Here is a 23,568-nt window from a genome sequence, read left to right as displayed (position 1 = left end):
TCATGCGCACGAACAGGACCCTTCTCACGCTGCTGACGGCGATCGCCGTCGGAGTCATGCTGCTCGTCGCCGGCGGTCTGCTGGTGTCGTCGACCTCGGCCCAGACGGCCGCGATCAAGGCGCAAACGTCAGCCCTCGAGACCCAGAACGTGTCGTCGGGGGTGGCACTGGCCCTGCTGCAGGTAGAGGTCAGCCGCCTCACCGATCTGCACGACGAGCTTAAAGACCTGCGGCTGAGCCTGCCGGACAGCACCAACCTCGCCCCCTTCATCTTGCAGTTGGATGCCCTCGCCCTCGAACACCAGGTGCTCGTCGACGCGGTGTCGGTCAGCGGCGCCCAGGCGCAGCCGTCACGGCAGGGCACTGCCGGGGCGTCGGCGACGTCGGCCGCGCCGCTGCCCGCCGGTACCCTGCTGGGTATTCCGGTCTCGCTCAACGTCTCGGGCAGCTACGACGCCGTGCTCGCGTTTCTGAACGGCCTGCAGGGCGGTGAGCGGATGCTGTCGGTCACCTCGTTCAACACCGCGCAGGCCGGCGAGACCGGCGGCTCTGTGACCGGAACGATCTCAGCGATCGTCTATGTGCTGACCGGGCCTGCTGATCAGTAAGTGCTCGTTGTCTCTGCTGTCAGGGGTCTCGAACAGGTGCTTATAGTGCGTCGATCGGCTCAGACCTACAGCCCGTTTTGGGGGTAGCCTGCCCCCTAGAAAAACCCATCTCACGGCGCTTTTAGGTTCTAACCTGAGCCTAGGGGGGCTATAGAAAGTCCCACTCGATTAAATACTCGAAAAGGGACTTAAGATGATTCGCTCCATGACCGCTGCGCTCGCGCGCAAGCGTGCCAACCTCGGAACCAAAGACAAGGGCTTCACGCTCATCGAGCTGCTCGTGGTGGTTCTCATCCTCGGCGTTCTCGCCGCGGTCGCCATCCCGATCTTCTTGAACCAGCAGGAAGGTGCCAAGGAAAACGCCGTCAAGACTGCAATCACGAACGCCAAGGCTGCTGTTGCCGCTGAGCTGACGACCGGGACGAAACTCGAAAACATCGTATTGTCGTCGCTGTCTGGATATACGGCGAGTGACGAGATTACAGTCACCTACTCTGCGACCACAGATGACATAATGACCGCCACAGGCGTTGGAAGCGCTGGAACTGCGGGCGCAAATGGTTTTCTCATCATCGGAACCTGGGACGAGACAAATGGTAGCGGGACAGCCACAGCGCCGTCTACTACCGCAGACCACGCCTTTACCATCACGGAATCCGGTACTGCCATTGACTGGGTTACCGGTGTGGGCGTGGCTGTAGCGCCAGCCGCTGGCTGATAGCACGAAACTAGGCATCGCGGCCGAGCGGTTAGCACGAGCCTGAACGTCCCGTATATATCTGCAGCAAAGTAAACGGATTCAGAGATCAAAATGTCGGTGTCGCACGAAAAGCACGATTCAGGCTTCGGTGTTGTCGAGATCGTCGTCTCGATGTTTCTGTTGGCTCTGCTCGCGATAGCGTTCCTCCCGCTGCTGATGCAGTCGTTGCGAGTGTCGGTGTCAAACTCGACACTCGCAACGGCGACGCAGCTCGTCGCTCAAGAGATGGAAGAGCTTCGGTCGCTCGGCACTACCTGCTCAACCCTTGACGACTACGCAAGTTCGTCATCCTCAACAGTGACAGTGTCGGGCAGCCAAGTACTGAACGTGACGATAGATATCACTTGCCCGTCGACAACCACAGTTCTTCCCACGACTGTCACTGCCACCGTGTCAGTGATAGAAGAACCCGACACGGTGCCGATCGCATCCGCAACAACGCTCATGCTTGTTGAAAACCACTAGAAGCTCTCATGCCGAAACCTCGTACCGCTCGAACGAACGCCGACGCGGGCTTCACCCTGGTGGAGCTCCTGATCTACATGGCGTTCGCCGTCATCGTGCTGACGCTCGTCGGTGGCATGCTGATCAGCACACTGACGGCGGAGAAGCGCATCACCGCGCGGTCCGAGGCCACGACGTCTGGTCAACTTGTCTCGCAGTCCGTTCACTCGGGCGTGCGCAACTCGCTGAAGATGGAGCTGACGTCGAGCCACAGTGGGTCATACCAGTTCCTAGTCGCCGAGACCGTAACTGGGGCCGTGACCGCGGGCCCTGAATGCGAAGCGTGGTACTTCACCGAAGACGATGATGGGGCCGTGTACTTCAAACGTGACACAGCTAAGATTTTTGATCCCGCGGTGAGCGGCGATTTGCAAGGCTGGATGTTGATGGCGCACGGCGTCGCAGCAGGTGACTCAGACGGCGCAGTTTTCACCGCCCGCGTCTCGAGTGCCACGCCGCCTACCCCGGCTTCGGGCGTCGGCCTGAGCATCAACCTCCCCTTGGGCTTTGGCCTGGGCGTGACGGTGAGTTCTGGACTTGGTGGCACTTCGATTGCGTCCGGAGCGGACACCATCGATTTGGCACTTGCTGTGGCAGCCGGACAGAACAGCGACCCGGTGCAGATCGAATCAACAACTATCCGCCGCGTAACCAGCTCGGAGCCGAAACTATGTTTCTAGACAAGAATCGCAATCCAGCGGAACGCAACGAGCGCGGTAGCTCCCTGCTTGCGGTGATCGGAATCATGGCCGTCTTCGCCATTATCTCCATCACCATAGTCGGCTCCACAATGTCAACGTTGGCGGCCACCGGGTCGACGAGGGCCAGCGTGCAGGCCCAGGCTGCCGCCGAAGCGGGCATCGATGTGGCGGCTGCAAGCCTAGCAACTTCAATTTGCCCCGGGGACTCAGCTACGGTTGGCATCCAATTCAAGATCAAGATCGAGTACCAGTCAGCGGACGACGGAGTTTGGACGCCTGATTGTCCAACCGTGGGTGTGGTGGCCAAAAACTTCAAAGTAGTCGCTACAGGCCTGGCTGAAGGCGTGACATGGGCGACCGCTGTGGGCGGCGATACCCGACGAGTTGAGGCAATTTTCAAGTACACGCCTGCCGATGAGGGGTCTTCGGCTGCCGGTGAAGTGTTGGGTACAGGGGCAGCGATCTATGCCTACGGGTCCCTCAAAGTTTTCGGTTCTAGCCAACTACAGACGGCGACCGAGAAAGTTGAAGAAGTCGATGGATCAAGGGCGACCATTCAGTTGAAGACTGGGGATCTATCGTGCGTCCAGACGGATGTCGCCGGGACCGGAATCATCACTGCCGATGTGGTCGTTGGGTCTGGCGATCTCGTTCTCGGTGGCTCCTGCCAAGTCATGGGTAACGCCTGGGCTGATGGGCTAGCGGATTTGCATGGATCCTCCAAAATTCACGGATCCTTGGTTGCTGAGGCGGTCACTGCCAAAGGAAGTGCGATTATCTATAAAGATGTGTGGGCGACCGGCGACGTAGACGTTAAGGGTTCAGCTCAAATCTATGGAGGAATCGAAGGAGTCTTGAGCGGCCTTCTAGGAGCACTTTGGCCTGCTCCTTCAACACCGCGTCCAGAAACACCTTCAGTTCCTGATTGGGTTGATTACGACTACAACGTAGCGGATTGGCCGGAATTTGAGGTCATAACCCTTCCCTCAACATCTACATGTGACGTGGTGGCCATACGGGCGGCCATCGCCGGGGCTAAGAAAAAGAGACTAGTTGACGCGAGGGCCTGCGCTAAGGGAATCGACTTAGTATATAAAACTGAAACTTTGACGCTGAATGGAGATCTCGCACTTATCGCAAAAGAGTTTGCTCTTGGCCTCGACGGCCATATCGACGCGGCGAGTCAAACAAATCTTTGGATGATTACTCCCGACCTGACTGACAATAGCCAGCCGAGCTGTCCGAAGGGGGTTGGAAAAAATACCTTCACAATGAATCAGTCATTCATAATTCATTCTCATGTAAACGCTATGGTCTACACGCCTTGCGGAATACAGATTGGATTCTCAGCACAGTTGAACGGACAACTCTACGGGGATGACATCAAGTTGGACGTGAAGTCCATTACAACCTACGGTCCAGTCGGGCTGCCTGGGGTTGACCTGGATCTCGGGCTGGATATAGGCATCGGTGGGACCTCTAAAACGCCTGCGTATGCGGAGCGCACCTCGATTCGGGATTTGGACTGATTAGTGCTGGTTTTTCTTGTTGCGGTGGCCGGTATCTTTGGCGCGCTGATCGGGTCGTTTCTGAACGTTGTGATCTATCGGGTTCCGGCGAAGAAGTCGATCGTGTCGCCGCCGAGCGCGTGCGGCAGCTGTGGGGCACGGATTCGGCCGTGGGACAACGTGCCGGTCGTGTCGTGGTTTGTGCTGCGGGGGAGGTGCCGGGACTGCGGGGCTCGGATTTCGTGGCGGTATCCGGCGGTGGAGTTGGGAACCGCGGTCTTCTTTGGCGGGGTTGTGTTGTGGGCGGGCTCGACTTTTGAGTGGGTGGTCTCGGCAAGCTCGACCAACGGAATTATTGGCTCGACCAACGGAATTTATGGCTCGACCAACGGAATTGTGGGCTCGACCAGTGAAATGGCGGGGATCGTCGTGCTGGCCGTCGGCCTGCTGTACTTCGCGGCGATCAGCGTCGCGCTGGCCATGATCGACATCGACACGCACACGCTGCCGAACAAGATTGTGCTGCCGGCCTACATTGTCGGGGGAGTGCTGCTCACGGCATCCGCTCTGCTGCTCGGGGAGCCGGAGCGGCTGCTCGGCGGGCTCATTGGCGGCGCGGCACTCTTCGCGCTCTACCTACTGCTGGCCATCATCTACCCGGGCGGCATGGGCCTCGGCGACGTGAAACTGGCCGGCGTGCTGGGCATGTACCTCGGCTGGCTCGGCTGGGGCGAACTCTTCGTCGGCGCGTTCGGCGCGTTTCTGCTCGGCGGCGTCTTCGGCGTGGCGCTGCTGCTCGGGCGCAAGGTCGGGCGCAAGAGCAGCATCCCGTTCGGGCCGTGGATGCTCGCGGGTGCCTGGGTGGGAATCTTCGCCGGCGACGCGCTCGCGGGCGGTTACCTCGGGCTCTTCGGCCTTGTCTGAACCTCGACCCGCGGTGGTATAAGACAGTTTTTGTATGACTACTAAGATGGGGTCAAGACTGAGGGGGCGTGCTGTGATGACACCTCGCGTTGTGGGTATCGACATCGGCACATCCGGCGTGCGCGCCGTTGAAATCAGTGGTGCTGCGAGCAGCAAACCGATGATTTTGCACTACTACGAGGAGCCGCTGCCGGTCGGCGCGGTGAACCGCGGAGAGGTCGTCGACGAAGACGTCGTCACCGAGGTGCTCGAGCGCATCTGGAAGCAGGGCGGCTTCACCAGCCGCGACGTGGTGCTCGGCGTGGGCAACCACCGCGTGGTCGCGCGCGATCTGAGCGTTCCGAGCATGTCGACCCGGCGCATCCGTGAATCGCTGCCGTTTCAGGTGCGCGACCTGATCTCGATGCCCATAGCGGATGCCCTGCTCGACTTCTATCCGATCTCCGAGACCCCGGGCGAGGGCGACGCCGGGCCGCAGACCAACGGACTGCTGATCGCGGCGCTCAAGACCGGCGTGCTCGCGAACATCAAGGCCGTGCGCGCGGCCGGGCTTATGGCGATCGAGGTCGACCTGATTCCGTTCGCGCTGAGCCGCGCCATTCGGCACGGCACTCAGACCGACAACGTGATCGCCGAGATCGACGTGGGATCGGGCTCGACGAGTGTCGTGATCAGTGCCAACGGCGTGCCTCAGTTTGTACGACTGGTGCCGGCCGGCGGCAACGATGTCACCAAGGCACTGAAAGACGCCCTCGGGGTTGACGAAGAGACCGCCGACCGGCTCAAGCGCACCGTCGGCCTCGCCCGCGACGTGGCTCCCGAAAACCAGGCGGCGGCGCAGGTCGTGCGCGATGTGGCCTTCGACCTGCTCGAGGGCTTGCGCAACACGATCACGTACTTCAGCAACAGCCGCCTCGATGTGCGCGTCACGCAGATCGTGTTGACGGGCGGCGGCGCGCGCCTGATCGGGTTCGATACCGCCCTCGGCGACCTGACCCGGCTCAAGGTGATGCGCCCGCAACCGTCGGCGGCCGAAATCGGCCCCGGCATCGACGCTGCGGTGCTGCAGGCGACCCAGGGCAAGTTTCTTGTGGCCTACGGACTCGCGCTCGGCACCCGGCCGCACGCCAAGGGCCACATCGATGTCGCCATCGGCGCCGAACCGCGCGCCGATCTGCTGCCGCCCGAGGTCAAAGAAGGCCGGCGCGGTCGGGTGCTGCGCCGCCGGCTGGCCGGCGTCATGGTCGGCGTCGTGGTGCTGGTGCTCGCCGCGATGGGCGGCGTCACCCTCGAGCTGATCAATCGAACCTCGGACCTCAAACTCGCCCACGCTGACGCCAAAGTGCTGGTCGGTGACGAAAACCAGTATTACGAGCTGAGCCGCGTCGAACAGGGCATCGCTGAGATAACCGCTGCACGCCTGGCGGCCACGGCCACCGAGATCGACTGGCAGAACTACCTGGCGCAGATCGGCGCGCTGCTGCCCGACGGGGTGACTCTGGGTACGATCAGCGTGACGTCCGGGGCATCCGCCGTAGCTGCCGACGGCGTGGCGCCCGCGACCGGGGCGGTCGCGGCGACGTTTTCGATGTCTGTCGAGACCACGAGCCTGACTCAGATTCCCGACTTGCTCGACAACCTGCGCACGCTGCCCGGCTACGTCAACGCGACCGTTGGCGGCCTGATTCGCAGCGAGACCGGGGGTTACCAAACCTCCCTCGAACTGACCGTGAGCGATGGAGCTTTCGCCAACCGTTTCGCCCCGCAGGAGTGATCGTGAAGCTCAATAAGATTCTCACCTACGCGGCGGCATTCGTGATCGCCATGGTCATTCTGCTCAGCGGCGTTCTTGTTATCGTGCCCCAGGTCGACGCGACCCTGGCGGTGCGCGCTGAAACCGAACAGGTCGAGGCCGAAAATGCGGCGAAAGCTGCGCAGAACGCGCTGCTGGCCGGCGAATTCGCCGGTATTGACGCGCTGCGCAGCGAGCTCGGCGGGCTCGAGTCGGCCATTCCGACGGGCGCCAGCACACCCGTGCTGCTGCGGCAGCTCGGCGCCCTGGCCGACAGCTACGGGGTCACGCTGGACTCGATCAGCATCACGGAGCCGGCCGCAGCGGTGGCCGACGTCGCTGCCGACGCCGCCGTGACCCCGGATGTTTCTGCCGACGCGGCCGTCGTTCCGGTGAGCGTACTGTCGATTCCGGTCGCGCTCTCGGTGTCGGGCAGCTCAGCAGCCATCCTCAGCTTCATCGGAGGCCTGCAGACGAGCGACCGCGTCATGTCGGTCACCGCGTTCAGCACCTCGCTCGGCGAGGCGACGGATGCTTCCGCCGGCTCAGGCGGCTCCGTCACCGCCTCGATTTCCGCCGTCGTGTTCGCGTTTCCCGCTACCTAAGCCGCGCGTCGGCGCAGACCGGCATCGAGCCCATCGCGAGAGGGGTGCCATAAACTGGTGTCATGACTGAACTCGGCGATTGGCACGTTGACGCGCTGACCCTCGAAAACTTTCGCTGCTTCGAACAGATCACGCTCACGCTTCATCCCTCGCTTACCGTGTTGGTGGGTGTCAACGGCACGGGCAAGACCGCGATTTTGGACGCAATTGCGATCATGCTCTCAACCGCCCTGCGCGAGTTCGAAGGGCCGACACGCGGCTTCACTCTTCAAGATGCACACGAAGTGCCACACGACATGACATCTCAAGACGCAGTCGCGCGCATGGAGCGCTCCTTTCCCGTCAGTGCGCACGTCAGTGGAACTCTCGCGGGCACGAGCTATTCGTGGAATCGCGTTCGCCAGAGCGCACAAGGGCGAACGTCCTGGTCGGACAAGAGCAATCCGGTCGGAAAGGATATGGCCGGCCTGTGGCGTGCGTCAGGCCTCCCTTCCCCCGAAGCACCGCTGCTGCCCGTCATTGCTCTCTACGGAGTGGAACGCCTACTTGGCGTACGACGAGCAAGCGGATCTATCGCGCGTTCTCGATCGGGCGCATACGATTCCGCCCTCGACGGAAAATCCGACATCTCGCGGCTGTCCACCTACATAAAGGCACTGACTTTCGCGGAGTTCGTCGCGGACCGCCGCGGCGAAGATGCAGAGGCCGCAGGTAATCAGTTGCGCGCGATCACCCTGGCCTGCAACACGATACTTGATGGTTCGGGCTGGCAGAATCCGGAATGGAGCCCGATCCCCGAGGAACTGACTCTGGCGCACGCCGTTCACGGCACGCTCCCACTTTCTTTTCTCTCGAGCGGCATCAAGATTGCGGCGGGCCTGGTCATCGATTTGGTGAGTCGCATCGCGCGGGCCAATCCGTCGTTGGGAGCGAGCGAACTGCTCGCCAGGGCACCTGGAATCGTGCTGATCGATGAGGTGGACCTGCACCTGCATCCGTCTTGGCAGCAGCAGATTCTGCCGCAGTTGACCAAGGCCTTTCCCCGAGTGCAATTCATCGTGACGACCCACAGTCCACAGGTGCTATCGACGGTAGAAGCGGAGAATATTCGCGTGATCGATGGCAGTGAGGTGCGCGAGGTCAAGTATTCGGCGGGGCTTCGCAGCGACATCATCATGGACAGCATTTTAGGAACCAGTCCGGAACCGTCATTGGAGATCAATCACGTGCTCCAGCAATATATGAGCCTTGTCGACCAAGGCAGTGGACGTTCTGACGAAGCGAAGAAACTACGTCAGCGGATAGACGAGCAGATGGGCGGGATTATGTACGTGCCACGGCTTGCCGACGCCGATGCGAGCATCGCCTTCTACGACTTGGATTCGTAATCCACAGAATCAGCCCCTCGCCCCAGCCGCAGAGCTTTATTCAGCATCGGGCGCAGAAGGCCGATTTCTCCACGATCTCGTCAGATCCGCAAATCCGACGAGCCCTATGGGAGCAACAGCAGGGACGCTGCGCCTACTGTGAGCGCCAGCTGAGAGACCCGTCTCGGTCCGACCACAACACTCGAATTGAGCATTTTCACCCGCAATCCAGCAGCTCGTGGAACAGCGACTGCACGAGATGCAGCGGGGAGACAACGCAGTCCCGCACGTCGACGTCGTGGACGAATCTGCTGCTCTGCTGTGATGGGAACGAAGCGGCGGGACGGGACTTCACCTGCGACAAGTCGAAAGCCGACCGGGATATCTGCGCACAATTTCGGAACCCAAAGGAGTCGAGCCTAGGCCGACTGGTGAATATTGATCGAGGAGGGCGAGCGATACCCGTAGACGGACTCCCGTCGGGAGCAAGCGAAGTCGTTGATCATGTTTTGGGACTCAACGCGCAACACTTGATCAATGTCCGGTCGTCGGTCTTGGGCGCTCGGTTGAAGCAAATCCAAATCCAGGCTTCACGTCATCACGGACTATCGCCGAGTTTGCGCGCCCAGATGGCTGATCGACTTCGCAAGGAAGCGGAAACCGCCGAGTATGCCACCACGCTGCTGTCGATGGCAGACCGCCTCTAAAACCACCGTGCAGTTCATTAGCGCGGGGCGTGGAGTGTCGGTGGGTGGTGAGAGGGTCGGGGTGAAAAGATGCGTTTCGGTCTCCGACAGATGGAGCTGGTGCAGCACGGTCATCCGGCCGAACAGGCCGCTACTCGGAGTGTCGATAGATACCAAACTCAGGAAAAGTTTTGAAGAATCTCTGGTATTTGTCTTCATTCAGGAGTAAACTGAGAATATGTCACAGACACTCTCGTCGGACACAGATGCCGACCACAATCCGGTTTCACGCCTCGCCCACATCACCGAGCAGCTCGCCGACGCTCTCGAAGGGCTCGTCTTCCCGCTGGTCGCCGATGACGAGTCCCTCGCCCTTCTTGATGGTCTTGAGCAGCTCGGCCGCCGTGTCGATGGTGCCCGCGTTGCATCGACAGCGGATGTTGCCCGCCGCGCCGATGTCGAGCTCTACGGCGGCACCGACACCCTGTCTGAACGCATGGGCTGCACGGGCAAGCTCGACCTGATCATGAGCGTCACCCACGTGTCCGTGCGGGAAGTGAAGCGCCGCATCAGCCTGGGGGCGCTGACGTCGGTGCGGTCAGAGGTGGGACAGTTGCGACCGGCGGTGTTTCCCACCGTGAGTGCGGCACTGGCCGCCGGGGAGATCNAGTGCGGCACTGGCCGCCGGGGAGATCGGCGTGGACTCGGCCGAGATCATCGTGAAAGGCCTGCAGGAGGTCATCCGGCAGGCCGACCCCTCGGACCTGCACCTCGCCGAACGAGTCTTGGTAGCCAACGCGACGGGCGCCCTCAACGACGACACCGAAGGCCTCCCCGGCGCAGGTATTGCGTTGCCGGCCGATCGGATGCGAGTGTTGGTACATGAGTGGCAGGCCCGCCTCGACCCCGACGGCATCGCACCCCAGGAAGAGGCTCGGGAGGCCAAGAGCAGCATCAGCTTCGGCTCATTCGAACGAGGCCTCTACCGAATCTTCGGCGGCGTGACGCCCGACCTGCGCGGCGAGTTCGAGACGTACTTCGCGTCCCGGCTGTCGGCGCGGGCGACGGTGAAGTTCCTACCCACCGCCGGACAGACCGACCTGGCCGGGACCGACGGGGCCGAGGGGTCAGACGGGTCCGACGGGTCCGAGGTCGTGCCTGACACCGAGGTCGTCGATATCGACCGTCGCCCCGCCGGGGAAAAGCGGGCCGACATTCTGCGTGACATGGTCCGCGAAGCCGCCCGCGACCCGAAAGCCGGGGTGATGGGCGGCTCAGCCCCCACCGTCACCGTGCACGTCAACGCGGTCGACCTCAACGCCGGCCGCGGCGTCGGCTGGATCGACGGAGTCGAAGCCCCGGTATCACTCACGACCGTGGATCAGGCACTCTGTAGCGGCGGGTTCATCCCCATCTTGTTCGGCCCGAACAACGAAGTGCTCCGTGTTGGCGATAAGCGGCGGGCGTTCTCCCCAGCGATGACCAAAGCCATCATGTCTCGCGATGGCGGCTGCATCATCTCCGGTTGCGATATTCCGGCCTATTGGACCGAGTTGCACCACGTGAAAAGCTACGCGCAGGGCGGCAAAACCGAAGTCGCCAACGGGGTCTGCCTCTGTTATCGACATCACCACGCCATCGACACCTCGGGCTGGCAGATCCGCATGACCAACGGCAGGCCCGAAGTACTCGGGCCCGCCTGGATTGATCCGAGCCAGACGTGGCGGCCCGCCCAAAACCACCGCGCCAACCGCCCCATCAACTAATCCGCGCCTCCTGTGCTACCCGCGCCTCCTGCGCAGCCCTCGCCACCCGAATCGCTCACTCGCGAATGGTGCGGGCGGCGGCCCCGCGGCGGCCCCGATGCGGCCCCGATGTGGCCCCGAACGGGGCCCTAGACGCCGAGTCGTCCCCCCACATGACGGGGCTATCGGGGCTTTCGACGCGACCACTACCGTTACGCCAGACGTAAGGCTCGCGGGCTCTAAACCACCCACTTAGACACTCCTCCCGGGATTTTTTGCGCATTCCATCCCTACCCGAGGGAGCTTTCAGCGTGCCCACTCTGACCGAAATTCTGATTCTGCACGGTGCCATCCCTATCGAGGTGATCGACACCCTGCTGGCCGGTGACCCGGCCGACGAGAGCGCCGTTCGCGAGCTCGTCGACCGCGGGGCACTGACCGAGGTGCAGTTCGCCCGCGCCCGCGCCGAACAGGCCAACCTTCCCTACGTCGAGCTGCTCGACTACCCGATCACCCGGCAGGCGCTGAGTCTGGTGCCGGCATCCATCTGTCTGCGGCACCAAGTGTTGCCGCTGACCATCACGAACGAGCGGCTCGTGCTCGCCATGGTCGACCCGCGCGACGTCTTTGCCCTCGACGACGTGAGCCGGTTCGCCCACCTGCGGCTGAGCATTGTCGTCGCCGAACAGAGCGACCTGCTCGCCGCGATCACGCGATCGCACCGCGCCGACGATGAGCTCAGCGACCTCACCTCGACGATCGCCGAGGAGAGCGCGGTCGTAGACGCGACCACCGCCGGCGTGCTCGAAGCCGGCGTCGATGACGCACCCATCGTTCGCTTCGTGAACCTGCTCGTGAGCCAGGCCATCCAGGACCAGGCCAGCGACATCCACATCGAACCCGGCGAACACGAGCTCGGGGTGCGGTATCGCATCGACGGGGTGCTGCACGAGATGCAGAGCGCGCCCCGCAGCATCCAAAACGGCATCATCAGCCGCCTCAAGATCATGAGCGATATCGACATCGCCGAACGCCGCAAACCGCAGGATGGCCGCATGTCGGTCACCCACAACGGCCGCAAGATCGATCTGCGGGTCGCGACCCTGCCGACCGTCTGGGGCGAGAAGGTCGTGCTGCGCATTCTCGACAACGCCACCACCCGCCTCACCCTGCGCGACCTGAACCTGCTCGAGCACAACCACGCCGTCTACGAGACCTCGTACCGCAAGCCCTACGGCATGATCCTCATCACCGGGCCAACCGGGTCAGGCAAGTCCACGACCCTCTACACGACCCTGCACGAGGTCGCCCGCCCCGAAATCAACGTGATCACCGTCGAAGACCCGGTCGAATACCGCATGAAGGGCGTCAACCAGGTGCAGGTGAACCCGAAGGCCGGCCTGACCTTCGCGAGTGCCCTGCGGGCCATTCTGCGCAGCGACCCCGACGTGGTGCTGCTCGGCGAGATTCGCGACCACGAGACCGCGCAGATCGCCATCGAGGCGAGCCTCACCGGCCACCTCGTGCTCTCGACCCTGCACACCAACGACGCCCCGAGCGCCATCACCCGCCTCACCGAAATGGGAATCGAGCCCTTTCTCGTCGGGTCAGCCCTGGACTGCGTCGTCGCCCAGCGACTGGCGCGAAGGCTCTGCGACCGCTGCAAGAAGCCCGCGAACCACAGCCCCGACCGGCTCGCGGCACTCGGTTTCGGGCTCGACTCTCACGTTCCGCCCCGGGTGTTGTATCAGCCAAGCGGATGCGCCAGCTGCTCGAACACCGGCTACCGCGGGCGGCTCGCGATTCACGAGGTGATGGCCGTCACCGAAGAGATCGAACGACTCACCGTCGCTCGAGCCTCGAGCGCCACCATCGCCCGTTCCGCGCGCGACGCCGGAATGCTCACCCTGCGTGAAGACGGCTGGGAGAAGGTGCGCCTCGGCCTGACCTCGATTGAGGAGATTCTGCGCGTCGTTGCCTAAGACCCTGAGCCTCAGCCGCGTTGCCTCAGCCCGTGTGCCTCAGCCCCTGTGTCTCAGTCCCGTTGCTTCAGCCCCTGCCACCTGACCCACGCCACGTTGTTCAAGCCGTGAAAGGTACTCCATGACCCTGACCTTGCCCCAGACGCCGACCGCCCCGACCGCCCCGGCCACCCAGCTCGCCCCGGCCACCCCGCCGGGCGGCGCCGACCTGCTCGACGCTCTCGCCCAGGTCGTGGCGCAGCGCGCCTCCGACCTGCACCTGACCGTGAACGCTCCGCCGATGCTGCGCATCGACGGTGGTCTGGTGCCCGTCGGCGATCCGACCCCGTGGACGGTCGAGCAGGTGTCCGAAGCGATTCGCAGCATGCTCTCGCCCGTGCAGGCCGAGACCTTCGATCGCGACCTCGAGCTCGACTTCGCCTATTCGCTCTCGCCGACCGCCCGGTTTCGGGTCAACGTCTACCAGCAGCGGGGCGAGGTCGGTGCGGCGTTCCGGCTCATTCCGACCGAGATCAAGGTGCTCGCCGAACTCGGCATTCCCGCCACCGTTGGGCGGTTCGCGCAGCTGCCGCGCGGCCTCGTGCTCGTGACCGGGCCCACCGGCTCCGGCAAGTCCACGACCCTCGCGGCCCTCATCGACCTCGTCAATGTCACCAGAGCCGACCACATCGTGACCGTGGAAGACCCGATCGAATTTCTGCACACCCACAAGAAATCGCTCGTGAACCAGCGCGAGGTCGGCCATGACACGCACAGTTTCGCATCCGCTTTGAAACACGTGCTGCGGCAGGACCCCGACGTGATTCTGATCGGCGAGCTGCGTGACCTCGAGACCATCTCGGTCGCGCTGACCGCCGCCGAAACCGGCCACCTCGTCTTCGCGACCCTGCACACCCAAGACGCCCCGCAGACGATCGACCGGGTGATCGACGTGTTTCCGCCGCACCAGCAGGACCAGGTGCGGGCCCAGCTCGCCGCGACCCTGCAGGGCGTGGTCTGCCAGACCCTCGTCAAACGGGCCAACGGTCGCGGCCGGGCGGTCGCGACCGAGGTTCTCGTGAGCACCCCGGCCATCGCCAACCTTATTCGCGAGGGCAAGACCTTTCAGATTTCGTCGATGATGCAGGCCGGGCGGGACAAGGGCATGCACACCCTCGACCAGCACCTCGCCGACCTCGTCAACACGGGCCAGATCACCCGGCTCGCCGCCGAGGAACGAGCGAGCGACCTCGAGGGCCTCGACCGGCTGATTCACCGGGTCGAACTCGCGAGCGATGCGAGCACCAGAGCCATCGCGGCGACCGAAATCGACTTCGGCGACGTGCACTCGGCCAGCGCGAGCAGCTCCGCCAGCTACGCGGCCAGCGCCACGTACTACGCGGCCAGAAACGCGGCCAACAGCGCGACCAACAGCGCTGCCAACAGCGCGGCCAATCACGCAGGGGAGACGCGCTGATGCCCGCCGTGCAGGCCTGGGCCTACCGAGGCCACGACGCCAACGGCAAGAGCGTCAAGGGAACGGTGGATGCCGCGAGCGAGTCGGCGGTGTCGGCCCGCCTCGGCACGCTCGGAATCTCCCCGCTGTCGATTGAGCAGGCCCCCGACGCGACCGGGCTCGGCCGCGATGTCTCGCTGAGCTTCTTCGCCAAGGGCGTCGGTCTGACGGACCTTGCGATCATGAGCCGCCAGATGGCGACCATGATCGGCTCGGGGCTCTCGCTGCTGCGCACCCTGAACATTCTCGCCGAGCAGACCGAGAGCACGGCCCTCGTGACCGTGCTGGCGCTCGTGCGCGACGATGTCGAGGCCGGAACGTCAATCTCGGATGCCCTCGGCAAGCACCCACAGGCCTTCCCCCCGATCATGATCAACATGGTGCGCGCCGGGGAGACCGGCGGTTTTCTCGACCGTGCCCTCGAATCGATCGCCGAGAACTTCGAGAAAGAGAAGAAGCTGCGCGACACGATTCGGTCGGCGATGACCTACCCCGTGATCGTGCTGCTGCTCTCGCTGACCGCGGTCGTCGTGATGCTCGTCTTCATCGTGCCGATCTTCGAGGAGATGTTTCGAGGCCTCGGCGGGGCGCTGCCGCTGCCCACGCAGTTGCTCGTGTACCTGTCGGCGTCGATGGTCTACGTGCTGCCGATCGCGGCCGTCGTGGGCATCGTGTTCTCGATCTGGTGGCGCAAGAACCGGCACACGGATGCCGTACGCCGCCGGCTTGACCCGATCAAGCTCAAGCTGCCGGTCTTCGGGCCGCTGCTGAAGAAGATCGCCGTCGCCCGCTTCGCCCGCAACTTCTCCAACATGATCGGCGCCGGCGTGCCCATTCTGCAGGCGCTGAAGATCGTGGGGGAGACCTCGGGCAACTGGGTCGTCGAGAACGCGCTCGTGAGTGTGGCGGAGTCCGTGCGGCAGGGAGCATCCATTTCGGCGCCGCTGGTGGCGCAGTCGGTCTTTCCCCCGATGGTCATTCAGATGATCGCCGTGGGCGAGGATGCCGGCTCGCTCGAGATCATGCTCGACAAGATCGCCGACTTCTACGAGCAGGAGGTGGGCAGCGCGACCGAGCAGCTCACGGCCATGATCGAACCCCTGCTGATCGCCTTTCTCGGCGTCGTGATCGGCGGCATGGTGATCGCGCTCTACATGCCCATCTTCAGCATCGCCAGCATGATCAAGTGACCTCGTTCAACCCACGACTGGGGCCAGTTTCGGCCCGAATCGCCCCATTGTGCGGGTCGTGACCCGAAAATTGCCGCCCCTAATCTGAAGCCCTGATCGCAGGACCGGATCAAAAACAGACAGTCCAGTACACCTCCAACCCGAATGGAAGTCACAAAATGCTTGCTCGCAGCCTCGCAAACCTCAACCGCCGCCGTGCCAACCCCGACGAGAACCAGGGTGGATTCACCCTCATCGAGCTTCTCGTGGTGGTCATCATCATCGGCATCCTCGCCGCCATCGCCATCCCGGTCTACCTCGGCATTCAGAACAACGCGAAAGACGCCGGCGTCAAGAGCGACCTGACCAATGCCAAGATCGCGGTCATCGCGATGCAGACCGCGTCGGGCACCCTGCTGCCGACCAACGCAGACCTCAAAGAGTCAACGGCGACCGGCATCGAGGCCATGGGCTTCACCAAGGGCGTGCACACCGGCACGATGAAGTACACCCTCACCGGCTCCACTTTCTGCATCACCACGGTCAGCACCACCGGTTCGAAGCTCTACACGACCGACGCCCTCGGCGCGGCCGTGTTCACCACTCTCCCCACCGGCTGCACCGCGTAGCACTCAGCACCCGCAGCACCCGCACCACCCGCAGCACCCGCACCACCCGCAGCACCGGGCCGGGGCTTTCGAGCCCCGGCCCTTTCACTCCCACAGCTCACCCCATCCCCGTTCGAAGGAGGAATCCCGTGATCCGCCCGACACCGCGCTTCTCCGCCCAGAATTCCACGAACGGCCATAACTCCACGAACGGCCAGAACTCCACGAACGGCACGAACTCCTCGAACGGCACGAACTCCGAGAACGGCGTGACCCTGATCGAAATTCTGATCGCCATGATGGTCTTCGGCTTCATCGCCGTCTCCGTGGCCTTCGGCCTCACCACCTCGCTCAGCATGGTCGGCGACACCCGCTCCCGCGAGGTGGCCACCAACCTGGCCGCGCAGGAGATCGATACCGTACGGGCCACGCGTGACGTCTTCAGCGTGGTCAACGTTCTCGATCAGACCACCGTCATCAACGGCACCACCTTTCACCTCAATCGCATCGCCACCTGGGAGACCAGCGGCAGCGCCTACGCGGGCTGCGGCTCCGGCGGCGGCCAGCTCAAGTACAAGCGCCTCAACGTCACCGTCGACTGGAACGGACGCCGCAGTTCGACCCCGATCGTGCGCAGCGACACCCTCATCTCTCCCGGCAGCCGCATCAACGACCCGGCCCTCGGCAGCATCCTCGTCTCGGGCCTGACCGGTTCCGGTGCCGGCAGCGCCGGCATCACGGTGACGGCGACCCCCTCGAGCCCGGCCAACGGTGCCCTGCCGATCACGGTGACGCCGCTGCCGACGGATGCCCAGGGCTGCAGCTATATTCTGCGCGTCACCCCCGGAAACTACGACGTCGCGCTCAGCCGCACCAACTTCCTCGATGAAAAACAGGCCGTGGTATCGACCAAGTCGGTGGGCGTGGCGGCCGGAGCCGCGTCATCCGTCGCCTTTCAATACGACCTGGCCGGAAACTTCGCCGTGACCTACGCAGGCAACCAACCGGGAGTGTCCCGCATCCCGAGCGCGATGCACACCACCTTTCGCAGCACCTACGGCGTCTACACCTCGCTGGCCACGACCAACTCCCTCACCCGTTCCGTGGCGCTGCATCCGTTTGCCGCGGGCTACGAGGTCTTCGCGGGGCGGTACAACTCGCCCGGCACGAGTGTCGTCGGCTGTCTCTCGGTCGACCCGGCCGCCTGGACCACCGTCGCGGCCGACGGCGCCGTAGGCCGGGACGCGAGCCCCGTCGCCGCCCTGCCCGGAGCATCGGTCGCGACGCCCGTGCCCATGGGCGTGCTCAACATCACGGCAATCCCCGGAACCTACCTGACCGCGACCTCGCAGGCCGCGGCCCCCGGCACCGGGGATCCGGGCTGCGCCGAAACCGTCAGTTACTCGTTCGGCCTCATGACCTCGGCCGTGACGCAGATCGCGCTGCCGTACGGATCCTGGCGGTTCACGACGAGCGCCACGGCGACCGGCGTGGGCATCCCCATCGTGGCGTCGGGCCTGGGCCTGCTGACCCGGGGCGTCGCCGCCGCCGGCATGGTCACCCTCGACCCCCGACGGACTACCCCGTGATGCCGCGGTGGGCCGGGCCCAGCACACGCCCTCGAACGAACGAACAGGGCCTCAGCCTCGTCGAACTGCTCGTCTCGATGCTGTTGCTCGGCATCGTCACGGCCATGGTGACGGGTCTCTACGTGAGCGCGATGCGCACGGTGACTCACGCCCAGATGCTCTCGGCCAACACCCGCTCGGTGTCCAACGGCATGAACGAAATGGCTCGCGTCGTGCGCGGCGCGACAGAAAACCCGGTGTTGGGGCTGGCCCTGAACGCGCCGGCGCTCGAAGATGCGAGGGATGAATCGGTGACCTTCTACAGCTATGTGAACCTCGGCACGGCCGTTGCGGTGCAGCCGGTCAAGATTCGCCTCAGCCTCGACGCCAGCCGGCGCCTGGTGGAAACACAATTTGCGGCCGTGCCGTTGACGTCGGGCTTCTTCGGCTTCGCCAGCACCCCGCTGTCCAGCCGCATTCTCACCGAAACGGTCGCCCCCGCCGGCACCCCGCAACTCTTCACCTACCTCAAGGCCGACGGCACCGTACTGGTGCCGACTACGGCCGGGCTCACCGAGGCCGAACGCCGCCTGGTGACCGCCATCAGAATCTCGGTGACGGTCACCAACGGGTCGACGGATGCTCGCAGCTGGGTCACCCTGCGCAACACGGTCGGCATGCCCAACGTCGGCCTCTCCCTGGCAGGTCTGTAATGCGTGGCTGGTCTGTAATGCGCGGCTGGTCTGTAGTGCGTGGCTGGTCTGTGATGCGCAGGCGGTTGCAGGCCGGAGCGCAGGACGCCGGCGCGGCACTGCTGATGGTGGTCGGCATTGGCCTGGTGCTCGTGCTGCTCGTCGCGACGGCGATGACCGTCTCGGTCAGCGGCTACGTGAAGTCCCTGACCGACGAGAACTGGAACGCGGCCATGGCGGCCGCCTATGCCGGCATCGAAGAGTACGAGAGCCGTATCGCCGACGACAGCGCCTACGTGCGGTACGGCAATGCGGCGGCAGCTTTCAGTGCGGGCAGCACGCTGACCCTGCCCACCGGATCCGCGACGAACCCTGCCTTTGGTACCGGCGGGGCGGGATCCTGGGGGCTCGTCGCCGGCAGCACGGCGAAATTTCGCTACGAAATCGACAACACCCAGTACGCGACAACCGGGCTCGTGCGCATCCGCTCCACCGGGCGGGCCGGCACGCTCACGCGCAGCGTCGTCGCCAACCTGAAACAGAAGGGCTTCATCGACTACCTGTACTTCACCGACTTCGAAATTCGCGACCCGGCGCTCAGCGGCGTCGACGTGGCGACCTGCGTCAAGTACTCCTGGGCCGGCCGGCCGGCGCCCAGCTCCGCGCTCAACTGCGGTGAGGTTGCGTTCGGCAACAGCGATGAGATCGACGGCCCGGCACACTCCAACGACACGATGCGGGTGTGCGATGCCGAGTTCAAATCCACGGTGAGCACGGGCTTCAATCCGGCGACCGGCCTGCGCTATAAGAAGGAGAGTTCCGGCGGCTCCGGCTGCGGCGGCCAGATCTTCGACAGCGGAGCGCCGGTGTACAGCCCGGTCGTGGCGATGCCCGCCACGAACTCGCTCATGAAACGTGAGGTGCGGTCGGACCTTGCGACGGATGTGCCCAATCCCGGCTGCCTCTACACCGGTCCGACCACCATCGAGCTCAACGCGTCGGGAACGATGACCGTGCGCTCGCCCTGGACCAAGAAGACCAACGTCTCGGGCGACCCGGCGATCTCCGGCACCACGCCGGCGGCCTGCGGCCTGCCGGGTACCGGCACCGGCCAGCTGGGGTCGACGCTCGGAGCCACGATCGGCGTGCTCGACGCGAACCTCGTCTACGTTCAGAACGTTGCGACCGTGGCGACCGACCCCAACTTCTGGGCGGCGAGCGCTCAGCCGTCAACCTTCACGGCCACCACCTGCACCACCGGAAACGGTCTCGGCTTTCCGATGGCCGGTGAATTCGTTGACTCGATCCCGACCTCCTTCGGCTGCCGCAACGGCGACGCCTTCGTTCAGGGAGTTCTCAAGGGGGCCATGACCGTGGCCTCGGAGAACTTTCTCTACATCACCGAGGACATTCGGTACGGCAACTCGAGTCGAGACATTCTGGGGCTCGTTGGACAGAACGCGGTCTGGATCTGGAACCCAGTGTCGAAGAGCGCGAGCGGTGTCTATACCAACCTGCTGCCGAACAACCGGCGCATCGATGCCGCGCTGCTGTCCGTCGCCCACACGGTTCAGGTGCAGAACTACAACCGGGCCGGCGACCAGGGCGACCTGTCGCTCAACGGCGCCCTCGCCCAGAAGTTTCGTGGGACCGTCGGAACCGTCTCTCCCACGTCGAGCACCGGGTACAGCAAAGACTATGAATACGACGACCGTTTTCTCTACGTGGCACCGCCCAAGTTTCTCTCACCGGTCGCGACCACCTACGGGGTCGGCCTGCTCACCGAGGTGAAGTCGGCGTATCTCGCGACGGGTGTGGTCGCCCCCTGATGCCTTGCTGCGACTACTCAGACCACCATCTCGCAGACCGATATCTCGCAGACCTATATATAGAGGAGCAGTTCTCGTGACACACAGCATCGTGGGAATCGACTTCGGCAGCGCCGCCGTGCGGGCCGTTGAGATCGTCCATTCCGGCAAGGCCCGCCCCACCCTGTTGCGCTGCCACGAGGTGGCCCTGCCCGTGGGGGCGGTGAGCAGCGGAGAGGTCGTCGAGCCCAACACGGTCGCGGCCGCCCTGAAACAGCTCTGGAGCGAGGGCGGGTTTTCCACTCGCCGGGTCGTGCTCGGCATGGGTAATCAGCGGGTGCTGGCACGCGATCTGAGCGTTCCCAAGTCCTCGTTGAAACGCATCCGCGGCGCCCTGGCGCTTCAGGTGCAGAACATGCTTCCGGTGCCCGTCGATGAGGCCCTGCTCGACTTTTACCCGATCAGCGAGACAACGACCGAGAACGGCATCATGGTGAACGGGCTGCTGATCGCCGCGGTGAAGGTCGCTGTGCTCGGCAACGTGCGGGCGGCGCAGCTGGCCGGGCTGACGGCGCAACAGGTCGACCTCATTCCCTTCGCCCTCAGTCGGGCGCTCGTCGGTCGGCCCGCGCTGCCGGCAACGGTCGCGGTGATCGATATCGGGGCCAAGACCACGACCGTGGTGATCGTGCACGGGGCAGTACCCCACTTCGTGCGCATCATCCCCACCGGTGGCGACGACCTCAGCCAGGCGTTGCGTACCGGTCTGGAAGTGGATGCGGCAATGGCCGCCAGTCTGAAGCGTGAGGTGGGGCTCGCCACGGTGAATGCACTGGCCGGTCCTGGGGCGTGGAGCGCCCTGCCGGCCGGAACGGACGCCGCCGGCATCATCGCGGATGTGATCGGAGAACAGCTCGTGAGCCTGCGCAACACCCTCAATTACTACGCCAACACCCGACCGAAGGATGCCGTGAGTCAGATCATCCTGACCGGAGGGGGCGCGCAGCTGCTGGGACTGTCCCGTGCACTGGCCGAGATGACCGGTATCGGCGTCGTTGCCGGTGACCCATTCGCATCCGTCGTCGTGCCGGTGGGCCTTGACCCGGCCGCGCTGCCGGGCGGCGCCGCCCGCTACACGGTGGCACTGGGCCTGGCGCTGGGGAGCGCATCATGAAGCGCGCGGCGACTGACTCCCTCGTGGTGGGCGGCGAGCCCCGGGTCGACCTGCTGCCACCGGAGATTCGGGCTGAACGACGCGAGCGTTTGCGTCGGCGCCGACTCGGTATCGGCGTGATCGGCGTGGTCGTTGTCACACTGCTCGGGGTCGGTGCGGCCAACTTCGTCGCGTCGACCGCGCAGGGACGGCTCGAGAGTGAGCAGGCGCGCACGGTGGCCCTGGTCGCCGAGCAGGGCAAATACGCCGACATTCGCGAGATGCAGACCCAGGTCGAGCTCGCCCGGGCCGCGCAGCGGGTGGGCGCGTCGACCGAGATCGACTGGCGTGACTACCTGCAGCAGGTGCAGGCGACCCTGCCGGGCGGCGTGGCGATCGAGACGGTCGACGTGGACTCGGCATCGCCGCTCACCGCCTACACGCAGGCGACTGCGCCCCTGCAGGGGGCACGCCTGGCGACCGTTCAGTTCACCGCCACGAGCCTCGTGCTGCCGGATGTCCCCACCTGGCTGCGCGCACTGGCCACCCTTCCCGGTTTCGCCGATGCCCTTCCGGGATCGGTCACCCGCGATGACGCCTCTGGCGCGTACACGGTCACCATCACGATGCACATCAACGATGAAGCGCTGGCACAGCGGTTCACGGAGGGCGAGCACTAATGCAGACGAATCGAGTGGTCAAGAGCCAACTGGTGCAGAGCCAACGGGACAAGAGTCGACTGTGGATGGCGGGCGCGGCGTTCGCCGCCCTCGTGGCCATGCTGGCGGGCTGGTTTCTCGGCATCGAACCCGCGCTCGCGGCGGCGTCGTCGGCGGACACGAGCCGGGCGACCGTGCTGGTCACCAACACCACGCACGCCGCGGTTCTCGCGCAACTCGTCGAGGATTCGCGCGACAAGAACCGGCTCTCGGCCGAGTTCGCCACGATGACGGCATCGATCCCCGACGGAACCGGGATCCCCGACTTTGTGAACCAGATCGACGCCCTCGCCGACGCGAACGCGGTTACCATCGCGGGCATTTCCGTGGCCGACGCCCAGTCATACACGCCCGGGGCCACCGTGGTCGATGCGCTCATTACGGCGCAGAGTCTCGCGGCTCTCAAAGTCAGCATTTCGGTGGACGGCGACTATGAGAAGGTGCTGCAGTTTGTCGACGGTCTGCAGACCGGAGCGAGGCTCTTTCTGGTGACCGGCATCACGACGCAGGTTGACAGCGAGTTCACGGAGCAGGTCGACGCCGAGATCACGGGCCTCGTCTACGTGCTCGTGCCTCCCGGCTCGGTCGTCGCGCCGGTCGTCGACCCGACGCTCGCTGCCGAGGCCAGTGCGGCCGTCGAGGTGGGCTGAGAACGGTGACAGAAGAATTCGGCCGTGGCTCCCGGGTGTGACTGGCCCCCATTGCTAAGGTTGCTGCAGAGATCAACGGCCCCGGCCACGAGGAGTACAGCATGAGCGACACCACGCCCCACGACGGCACGACCAAGCCCGACGCGGATGCCGACACGAACCGTGCCGACACGAACCGTGCCGAACCGGCCCGCTCCGAACCGGCCCGCTCCGAACCGGCCCGCTCCGAACCGGCAATGACTTACCCGCCGGCCGCGACGGCGGCACACAGAGCGGCGGCACCCGACGCTGCCGCACCGGACGCGGGCGCGGATGACGCGGCGGCTCATGATGCTGCGGCTCATGACGCCGCCCTGCTGGCCGCGACCGAGCGCGCGAAGTCTGACAGCCTGCTTGGCGAGTACACCGAGACCCAGTCTGCCGACTCGGCGCACCCGACCGCCGCGAACACCGCCGCGAGCCCCGCGACGAACACCGCCGCGACCGCTGCCGCAGTCGCCGCGCCGGCCGCCGCGCCCGTCGCC

23 protein-coding genes are annotated in these 23,568 nt (G+C 64.5%); 21 read left to right on the top strand and 2 right to left on the bottom strand.

Annotation, left to right across the window (positions count from 1 at the left end):
* Nucleotides 1-2: 2 nt before the first annotated feature.
* The 9 genes from E3T55_RS01145 (at nt 3) to E3T55_RS01105 (ending at nt 8,790) form a co-directional block, all read left to right on the top strand.
* Nucleotides 3-608 carry a hypothetical protein gene (locus E3T55_RS01145; protein WP_134517750.1) on the top strand — a complete coding sequence of 202 codons (606 nt, stop codon included), beginning with the start codon at nt 3-5 and terminating at the stop codon, nt 606-608.
* A 205-nt stretch (nt 609-813) separates the two neighbouring features.
* Nucleotides 814-1,326, top strand: a complete 513-nt coding sequence (locus E3T55_RS21010) for a prepilin-type N-terminal cleavage/methylation domain-containing protein (protein WP_134517749.1) — start codon at nt 814-816, stop codon at nt 1,324-1,326.
* A gap of 93 nt (nt 1,327-1,419) precedes the next feature.
* Nucleotides 1,420-1,833: a hypothetical protein gene (locus E3T55_RS01135; RefSeq protein WP_134517748.1), complete on the top strand. Its 414-nt coding sequence runs from the start codon at nt 1,420-1,422 to the stop codon at nt 1,831-1,833.
* An 8-nt stretch (nt 1,834-1,841) separates the two neighbouring features.
* A complete protein-coding gene (locus tag E3T55_RS01130) occupies nt 1,842-2,552 on the top strand; it encodes a PulJ/GspJ family protein (protein ID WP_134517747.1) in 711 nt (236 codons plus the stop codon).
* Nucleotides 2,553-2,617: 65 nt separating this feature from the next.
* Nucleotides 2,618-4,102, top strand: a complete 1,485-nt coding sequence (locus E3T55_RS01125) for a hypothetical protein (RefSeq protein WP_134517746.1) — start codon at nt 2,618-2,620, stop codon at nt 4,100-4,102.
* Nucleotides 4,103-4,105: 3 nt separating this feature from the next.
* On the top strand, nt 4,106-5,005 hold the full coding sequence (locus E3T55_RS01120) for a prepilin peptidase (RefSeq protein ID WP_134517745.1): 900 nt from the start codon (nt 4,106-4,108) through the stop codon (nt 5,003-5,005).
* Between the two features lie 76 nt (nt 5,006-5,081).
* Nucleotides 5,082-6,779 (top strand): type IV pilus assembly protein PilM, encoded by a 1,698-nt coding sequence (pilM, locus tag E3T55_RS01115; RefSeq protein WP_241992768.1) that lies wholly within the window; start codon nt 5,082-5,084, stop codon nt 6,777-6,779.
* A gap of 2 nt (nt 6,780-6,781) precedes the next feature.
* The gene (locus tag E3T55_RS01110; RefSeq protein ID WP_134517743.1) at nt 6,782-7,402 is read left to right on the top strand and encodes a hypothetical protein; all 621 of its coding nucleotides are present in this window, start codon (nt 6,782-6,784) and stop codon (nt 7,400-7,402) included.
* A 62-nt stretch (nt 7,403-7,464) separates the two neighbouring features.
* Nucleotides 7,465-8,790, top strand: coding sequence for an AAA family ATPase (locus tag E3T55_RS01105; RefSeq protein ID WP_134517742.1), 1,326 nt, complete (start codon nt 7,465-7,467; stop codon nt 8,788-8,790).
* Between the two features lie 584 nt (nt 8,791-9,374).
* Here E3T55_RS01105 and E3T55_RS01100 read toward each other — a convergent pair.
* Entirely contained in the window at nt 9,375-9,674 is a 300-nt protein-coding gene (locus tag E3T55_RS01100; protein ID WP_134517741.1) for a hypothetical protein, read from the bottom strand.
* 67 nt (nt 9,675-9,741) lie between these two features.
* Nucleotides 9,742-9,996 (bottom strand): hypothetical protein, encoded by a 255-nt coding sequence (locus E3T55_RS01095; RefSeq protein WP_134517740.1) that lies wholly within the window; start codon nt 9,994-9,996, stop codon nt 9,742-9,744.
* Nucleotides 9,997-10,096: 100 nt separating this feature from the next.
* Between E3T55_RS01095 and E3T55_RS01090 the strand changes: the two genes are divergently transcribed.
* From E3T55_RS01090 to E3T55_RS20140, 12 genes are all read left to right on the top strand, one after another.
* Nucleotides 10,097-11,221, top strand: coding sequence for an HNH endonuclease signature motif containing protein (locus E3T55_RS01090; RefSeq protein ID WP_134517739.1), 1,125 nt, complete (start codon nt 10,097-10,099; stop codon nt 11,219-11,221).
* A 290-nt stretch (nt 11,222-11,511) separates the two neighbouring features.
* Entirely contained in the window at nt 11,512-13,182 is a 1,671-nt protein-coding gene (locus tag E3T55_RS01085) for a GspE/PulE family protein (protein WP_134517738.1), read from the top strand.
* A 121-nt stretch (nt 13,183-13,303) separates the two neighbouring features.
* Nucleotides 13,304-14,638, top strand: a complete 1,335-nt coding sequence (locus E3T55_RS01080) for a type IV pilus twitching motility protein PilT (RefSeq protein ID WP_174775408.1) — start codon at nt 13,304-13,306, stop codon at nt 14,636-14,638.
* Entirely contained in the window at nt 14,638-15,867 is a 1,230-nt protein-coding gene (locus E3T55_RS01075; RefSeq protein ID WP_134517737.1) for a type II secretion system F family protein, read from the top strand. The genes E3T55_RS01080 and E3T55_RS01075 overlap by 1 nt, the downstream gene beginning before the upstream one ends.
* 158 nt (nt 15,868-16,025) lie before the next feature.
* Nucleotides 16,026-16,475 (top strand): type II secretion system protein, encoded by a 450-nt coding sequence (locus E3T55_RS21005; RefSeq protein ID WP_198418485.1) that lies wholly within the window; start codon nt 16,026-16,028, stop codon nt 16,473-16,475.
* Between the two features lie 128 nt (nt 16,476-16,603).
* Nucleotides 16,604-18,043, top strand: coding sequence for a type IV pilus modification PilV family protein (locus E3T55_RS01065; protein ID WP_166791634.1), 1,440 nt, complete (start codon nt 16,604-16,606; stop codon nt 18,041-18,043).
* Nucleotides 18,043-18,735 carry a PilW family protein gene (locus E3T55_RS01060; protein WP_420897956.1) on the top strand — a complete coding sequence of 231 codons (693 nt, stop codon included), beginning with the start codon at nt 18,043-18,045 and terminating at the stop codon, nt 18,733-18,735. Before E3T55_RS01065 ends, E3T55_RS01060 begins: the two co-directional genes overlap by 1 nt.
* A 53-nt stretch (nt 18,736-18,788) precedes the next feature.
* The gene (locus E3T55_RS01055; RefSeq protein ID WP_134517755.1) at nt 18,789-20,543 is read left to right on the top strand and encodes a hypothetical protein; all 1,755 of its coding nucleotides are present in this window, start codon (nt 18,789-18,791) and stop codon (nt 20,541-20,543) included.
* Nucleotides 20,544-20,619: 76 nt separating this feature from the next.
* Complete coding sequence (pilM, locus tag E3T55_RS01050; protein WP_134517734.1) at nt 20,620-21,696, top strand: type IV pilus assembly protein PilM; 1,077 nt, start codon at nt 20,620-20,622, stop codon at nt 21,694-21,696.
* The gene (locus E3T55_RS01045) at nt 21,693-22,355 is read left to right on the top strand and encodes a hypothetical protein (protein WP_134517733.1); all 663 of its coding nucleotides are present in this window, start codon (nt 21,693-21,695) and stop codon (nt 22,353-22,355) included. Before pilM (E3T55_RS01050) ends, E3T55_RS01045 begins: the two co-directional genes overlap by 4 nt.
* A complete protein-coding gene (locus E3T55_RS01040) occupies nt 22,355-23,044 on the top strand; it encodes a type 4a pilus biogenesis protein PilO (protein WP_134517732.1) in 690 nt (229 codons plus the stop codon). Before E3T55_RS01045 ends, E3T55_RS01040 begins: the two co-directional genes overlap by 1 nt.
* A 101-nt stretch (nt 23,045-23,145) precedes the next feature.
* A partial coding sequence (locus E3T55_RS20140) for a hypothetical protein (RefSeq protein WP_420897955.1) occupies nt 23,146-23,568 on the top strand: 423 nt, incomplete at its 3' end.

Origin of the sequence: Cryobacterium frigoriphilum (assembly GCF_004403305.1) — a bacterium.
In the GTDB taxonomy this organism is placed as follows: Bacteria; Actinomycetota; Actinomycetes; order Actinomycetales; family Microbacteriaceae; genus Cryobacterium; species Cryobacterium frigoriphilum.
This window is presented reverse-complemented; position numbering and strand designations above follow the sequence as displayed.